Origin of the sequence: Vibrio sp. 11986-1-5, from assembly GCF_963878025.1 — a bacterium.
GTDB classification, from domain to species: Bacteria; Pseudomonadota; Gammaproteobacteria; order Enterobacterales; family Vibrionaceae; genus Vibrio; species Vibrio injensis.
On record NZ_CAWNVW010000010.1, the window covers coordinates 1 to 6,156 of the forward strand.

Annotated in this window: 5 protein-coding genes and 1 pseudogene; 5 read left to right on the forward strand and 1 reads right to left on the reverse strand. The window is 38.6% G+C overall.

Going from position 1 to position 6,156, the window contains the following annotated elements; genetic code table 11:
• Window positions 1-960 precede the first annotated feature (960 nt).
• The 5 genes from AACS00_RS02855 to AACS00_RS02875 all read left to right on the forward strand — a co-directional run bounded on the left by AACS00_RS02855 (window position 961) and on the right by AACS00_RS02875 (window position 6,034).
• A complete protein-coding gene (locus AACS00_RS02855) occupies window positions 961-1,377 on the forward strand; it encodes a GNAT family N-acetyltransferase (protein WP_110168428.1) in 417 nt (138 codons plus the stop codon).
• A 155-nt stretch (window positions 1,378-1,532) separates the two neighbouring features.
• Window positions 1,533-2,195 carry a hypothetical protein gene (locus AACS00_RS02860; protein ID WP_219968453.1) on the forward strand — a complete coding sequence of 221 codons (663 nt, stop codon included), beginning with the start codon at window positions 1,533-1,535 and terminating at the stop codon, window positions 2,193-2,195.
• A 1,009-nt stretch (window positions 2,196-3,204) separates the two neighbouring features.
• Entirely contained in the window at window positions 3,205-3,357 is a 153-nt protein-coding gene (locus AACS00_RS02865; RefSeq protein WP_181397665.1) for a DUF645 family protein, read from the forward strand.
• A gap of 905 nt (window positions 3,358-4,262) precedes the next feature.
• A complete protein-coding gene (locus AACS00_RS02870; protein WP_110168430.1) occupies window positions 4,263-4,688 on the forward strand; it encodes an N-acetyltransferase in 426 nt (141 codons plus the stop codon).
• Window positions 4,689-5,515: 827 nt separating this feature from the next.
• Window positions 5,516-6,034: a hypothetical protein gene (locus AACS00_RS02875; protein ID WP_110168431.1), complete on the forward strand. Its 519-nt coding sequence runs from the start codon at window positions 5,516-5,518 to the stop codon at window positions 6,032-6,034.
• Window positions 6,035-6,056: 22 nt separating this feature from the next.
• On the opposite strand, the pseudogene AACS00_RS02880 reads toward AACS00_RS02875, so the two are convergent.
• Window positions 6,057-6,156, reverse strand: a pseudogene (locus tag AACS00_RS02880) (IS110 family transposase); the annotation flags it as partial.

Sequence of the window (6,156 nt, forward strand, 5' to 3'; positions counted from 1 at the left end):
TTCGCTCTTGTTATCGGTCTCTCGATAGAGGAGCCACAATTCAATCGAACTATCAGATAGAGAACTTTAGTTGCAGCTAAAGTCTGGGTCTCACTTTACCCTTATTCGTTAGTTATTATCCATACAAACAATTCAAGCAGACCCTCAACGCGTGGCATTTTTATTATGCGTTGAGTTGAGTGATTACGGTGTTGTGCGGAAAGTTGGTAGTAGCGTTTCGGGCTACTTAATTGGGCGTTATGCTTTATTGAGCCTCAGCAAAATCAATATACAAATTTTAATAGGAAAGCTTGGTCTGATTTTGGCGGTTTTTAATTCTAATTAATTGATAATATTAGTATATTGTTCTTTTTTGTGGCTATTAAAAGTTGAACGATGCTCGTGCATTTTTAGCCAACTCTGCTCTGATAAATTGTGTGCGCAAAAGGTTCAATTGTTGCTGAAAAGTCTCTTTCTTTGGTGTTGCTGGCTCATTGATTCCGCAGGCTATTTCGCTTCAGCATGTTTGAGATCTAATGAATACCTTACTTGCTGACAGTGTTTGGTTAGTTCAAGTTTATCGATGATTTTGCGCTTTTTTCCGGCTCATCTCTGATAGATTGTGCTCGTAAAAGGTTCAATTATCGCTGAAAGGTCTCTTCCTTTGGTGTTGTTGACCCCTTGATTCCGCAGGCTAATTCGCTTCAACTCATTTGGGATCTTATCGGCAACAATGGTTGCTGAAAGTAGGCAAGTTTATCATTTTGAGTTAAAGTGAATTGAACCAATAAATTTTGAAAAAGTTCAATTTAATCAATAAGTAATAAAGCATAACAAACGCTTCAAGAGGGACTTCCAACGCGCGGCATTTTCATTATGCGTTGATTTCGGTGGTTTCAGTGTTATGCGGAAACTTGGTAGTAGCGTTGTCAGCCCCTTAAGCGGGCGTTAGCAGTTCCAGTAATATTTAACAGGTACATCATGAAAATAGATATAACAACTGAACCAAAACAATCTGACATTGATGAGATTCGTTTAGGTTTACGTAAGCATAATACGCCTTTTCTCAAAGACATTTACCATACAGAGTTTGCTTGTTATTCGCATGATGATCATGGGAAAAAATTAGGTGGTTTAGTCGGTGAAATTTGGGGACAGTGGCTGCTCGTGAAATTTCTTTGGGTATATAGTGAACATTCAAGTAAAGGATTGGGAAGACAATTATTAAATGAGGCCGAAGAATTTGCTCGTAGCAAAGGCTGTTTATCAAGTTTCTTAGACACTTTTAGTTTTCAAGCGAAACCATTTTATGAAAAATGCGGTTATGTTGAGCAGATGACTTTAAATGACTTTCCGGTAATAAAAAGTATGCGTCATTACATGGTAAAGCCTCTTTGAGTACACTGCTAACAAACGCTTCAAGAGGGACTTCCAACGCGTGGCATTTTTATTATGCGTTGGTTTTTGTGGTTACGGTGTTATGCGGAAAGTTGGTAGTCGCGTTGTCAGCCCCTTAAGCGGGCGTTATGCGATTAATCGTCAGGAGGCTAACTTTGATCAAATATTTATACGGAAAAAAACAGTTTTTAACTCCATTACTTGAAGGTTCCTGTGGGTTTAGATATAGCGATCTTACTCACTATGCAAGAATGGAAAATGAGCTAATGCGTGATGACGAGATGTCAAAAACGTTTTTAATCGATAAATATTCTGGCATTTTAAAAGTCAATGGCCGAATTATAGATCCTGAAGCCATGACAAGTGACTATAAAATATCAATACCTACAAGACATTGTTTTTGTCTATGTTTAAGCAGCCGTAAAAATAGTAGCGAATTGTATGAGAGATTTGAGGCCGATGTTTGTATTGAAGTTAACGTTGCTCTTTTAGAAGCGTTCCTTATTGGTTTGTTTACAGAGCGCTTCAAAGGTATGCAAGTAATTGGTCGAGACATCACATATTACAGTAAAAACGAGTTACCAAAGACATTTGATCCAATCGATCTTACTTTTCATAAGCCGAAAGTATTTGAGCCTGAAGCTGAATATAGAGTTGCTCTGTTTTATCCACTAGAAAAATCAAGTTTTCAAGCAGAAAATGGTGAGTTTTTACCTTTTATGAAAGATGATGAGTCAATGCACCTAACAATCTCTCCCCCGGAAAAAGATTTTCTTAAGCAGTTTATAGGTAACGTATATGAACCAAAAATCGCATAACAAACGCTTCAAGAGGGACAGCCAACGCGTGGCATTTTTACTATGCGTTGGTTTTTGTGATTACGGCGTTATGCGGTGAGTTGGTAGTAGCGTTGTCTGCCCCTTAAGCGGGCGTTATGCTTTATTGAGCCTCAGCAAAATCAATATATAAATTTTAATGGGAAAGCTTGGTCTGATTTAGAGGTTTTCCTATTCTAATTTATTGATATTATGAGTTTATTGTTCTTTTCGGTGGCTATTGAAAGTTGAACGATGCTCATGCTTTTTTAGCCAACTCTGCTCTGACAAATTGTGTGCGCAAAAGGTTCGACTGTTGCTGAAAGGTCTCTTTCTTTTGCGTTGTTTGCTCATTGATTCCACAGGCTATTTCGCTTCAGCATGTTTGGGATCTCATTGGCATCTAGCTTGCTGATAGTGTTTGGTTAGCGCAAGTTTATCGATGATTGTGCGCTTTTTTCCGGCTCTGCTCTGATAAATTGTGTGCGTAAAAGGTTCAATTGTCGCTGAAAGGCCTCTTCCTTTGGTGTTGTTTACCCCTTGATTCCGCAGGCTAATTCGCTTCAACTTATTTGGGATCTTATTTGCACCAATGATTGCTGAAAGTAGGCAAGTTTATCATTTTGAGTTAAAGTAGCTTGAACCAATAAATTTTGAAAAAGTTCAATTTAATCAATGGGTAATAAAGCATAACAAACGCTTCAAGAGGGACTTCCAACGCGCGGCATTTTCATTATGCGTTGATTTTGGTGGTTACAGTGTTATGCGGAAACTTGGTAGTAGCGTTGTCAGCCCCTTAAGCGGGCGTTAGTTTCTCTCAGGAAAAGTCATCAAAAATTCAAACGTAAGACTCTGAAAAATAATCCTTTAGTTTTCAATCCGCACAATTAGACTTTTGCGTTTTTCTTGATGCTGATTTGGTAGAACGTGTTGAAAGTTCAGGAGTCTCAAAGTCGCTGAAAACTAGCAAGCCTCGATGCTTCAACATTGTTGGATACTCAACACTGGAAGTTTGGTTTCACAAAAGCGGCATCATTGCTGTGAGCGTGCTTTCTTTGTCGTTGATTCGGTAAGTGGCCAACTTAACCTTGATCGTTTTGAGTTTTGGCTGCCAACTTCACAGCTTTTGGCGTTGAACGTGTGTTTGTTTGATGCATTTGCGTAAAATCACTTTCAAGCAAATGTGTTTAAAATTTTTTTGCTAAACAATGGGCTACGAAACTAACAAACGCCTCAAGAGGGACTGTCAACGCGTGGCGTTTCCAGTCCCATTGAGCCGCGGTGGTTACGGTTGGTGTGTTTGAGTTTAGTGTTATGCGTTGCCAGCCCCTTAGGCGGGCGTTATGCTTTATTGAGCCTCAGTAACATTAAGGCACAAATTTTAATAGGAAAGCTTGGTCTGATTTTGACGATTTTTCATCCTAATTAATTGATAATATGAGTATATTGTTCTTTTTTGTGGCTACTGAAAGTTGAACGATGCTTTTGTGTTTTTTTCGGGTTTTGCTCTGATAAATTGTGTGCGCAAAAGGTTCAATTGTTGCTGAAAAGTCTCTTTCTTTGGTGTTGCTTGCTCATTGATTCCGCAGGCTATTTCGCTTCAGCATGTTTGGGATCTCATGAACACCTTACTTGCTGACAGTGTTTGGTTAGTGCAAGTTTATCGATGATTTTGCGCTTTTTCCGGCTCTGCTCTGATAGATTGTGCTCGTAAAAGGTTCAATTATCGCTGAAAGGTCTCTTCCTTTGGTGTTATTGACCCCTTGATTCCGCAGGCTAATTCGCTTCAACTTGCTTGGGATCTTATCGGCACCAATGATTGTTGAAAGTAGGCTAGTTTGTCATTTTGAGTTAAACTGCTTCGAACAAATGAACATTGTAAAAGTGCAATATAATCAATAAGTAATAAAGCATAACAAACGCTTCAAGAGGGACTTCCAACGCGTGGCATGTTTATTGTGCGTTGATTTTGGTGGTTTCAGTGTTATGCGGAAACTTGGTAGTAGCGTTGTCAGCCCCTTAAGCGGGCGTTATGTTGCCCCGATAAATTTAGCTATCGTAGAGTGAAAAATGATAAGAAAATACAACGATAATGACTTAGATTCGATTCTTGAAATCTGGTTGACTACTTCGATGAAAGCTCACGATTTTGTCTCAGCTGAATTTTGGAAATCCCAAGTTGATAATATGCGTAATATTTACCTTCCAGCTTCAGAGATATGCGTTTATGAAATGGATTCTAAAGTTGTTGGTTTTTACGCATTGTATGAAAGTAATCTGGCAGCGATATTTGTAGATCCTGACTTACAAGGTAAAGGTATTGGTAAGCAATTGCTGACCCATGCAAGATCGCAAAGAGTCATGCTTACTCTTTCTGTGTACAAAGAAAATCAGGCAAGTTATCAGTTTTATCTGTCACAAGGTTTTAATGTGATTAGTGAGCAAGTTGATGAATATACAGGCCATTTAGAGTACACAATGAGTACGGGCACATAACAAACGCTTCAAGAGGGACAACCAACGCGTGGCATTTTTATTATGCGTTGGTTTTTGTGGTTACGGTGTTATGCGGAAAGTTAGTAGTAGCGTTGGCTGCCCCTTAAGCGGGCGTTATGCTTTATTGAGCCTCAGCAACATTAAGGCACAAATTTTAATAGGAAAGTTTGGTCTTATTTTGGCGGTTTTTCATCCTAATTAATTGATAATATGAGCTTATTGTTATTTTTTGTGGCTACTGAAAGTTGAACGATGCTTTTGTGTTTTTTTCGGGCTCTGCTCTGATAAATTGTGTACGTAAAAGGTTCGATTTTTGCTGAGCGGTCTCTTTCTTTGGCGTTGTTTGTTCATTGAGTCCGCAGGCTATTTCGCTTCAACATGTTTGGGATCTCATGAACACCTTACTTGCTGACAGTGTTTGGTTAGTTCAAGTTTATCGATGATTGTGCGCCTTTGTCCGGCTCTGCTCTGATAAATTGTGTACGCAAAAGGTTCAATTGTCGCTGAACGGTCTCTTCCTTTGGTGTTGTTGGTTCATTGATTCCGCAGGCTAATTCGCTTCAACTTAGTTGGGATCTAATCGGCAACAATATTTGCTGAAAGTAGGCAAGTTTATTATTTTGAGTTAAAGTGGTTTGAATCAATAAATTTTGAAAAAGTTCAATTTAATCAATAAGTAATAAAGCATAACAAACGCTTCAAGAGGGACTTCCAACGCGCGGCATTTTCATTGTGCGTTGATTTTGGTGGTTACAGTGTTATGCGGAAACTTGGTAGTAGCGTTGTCAGCCCCTTAAGCGGGCGTTATAACTTTTATTGGAGTTTGAGTGAGAAATAGAAATCATGAATTGTTAGAAATTCTCGTTGGTTTGATAGGTGATCTAACTATTTCAGTTAGTATAATTCGTGAATATGAAGATAAGCCTTATATGCATAAACCAGAATTGGTAGCTAGTCGACAAAGTATTTGGAGGCTATGTTTTAACTCAATTGTTTTAAACTGTTGCAAGTACGTGGAGTTAAATCGTAAATATTCTCGCGAATTTAATGAAATGACACCTGAGCTGAACAAAATTCGGGGGCAGTATAATAAGTTAATTACCAGCAACAAATCTCTATTGATCTTGCGAGATGATTACATAGCTCATGTTAACTCGCTGAAAACAAAAAAGTGTCTAACACCTGAGGAAGTACAAAATCATATTATCGCTATGATTGGTGGGGGAACTAATGCAGCAGAATTTCTAGATTGGATATACCCTGATGATTATGAGTCATCTAACACGGATGAAAGTTTAGTTGGGGTAGTGACGCAACTAAGAGATCTACTGCTATCAAAGTTATAACAAGAGACTATGGCGTCAAGAGTTAATTTTTGGCGTTGTTTGCATCCCACATGCAGCCGTCTCTGAGCATAGAATTTAGGATAACTACCATCTTTCTGACGCAAGCAATGATCGCTACTTTT

What these genes read in the sequence shown, in the direction of transcription:
- AACS00_RS02855 (WP_110168428.1), top strand. Translation starts at nt 961, where the DNA reads ATGAAAATAGATATAACAACTGAACCAAAACAATCTGACATTGATGAG.
- AACS00_RS02870 (WP_110168430.1), top strand. Translation starts at nt 4,263, where the DNA reads ATGATAAGAAAATACAACGATAATGACTTAGATTCGATTCTTGAAATC.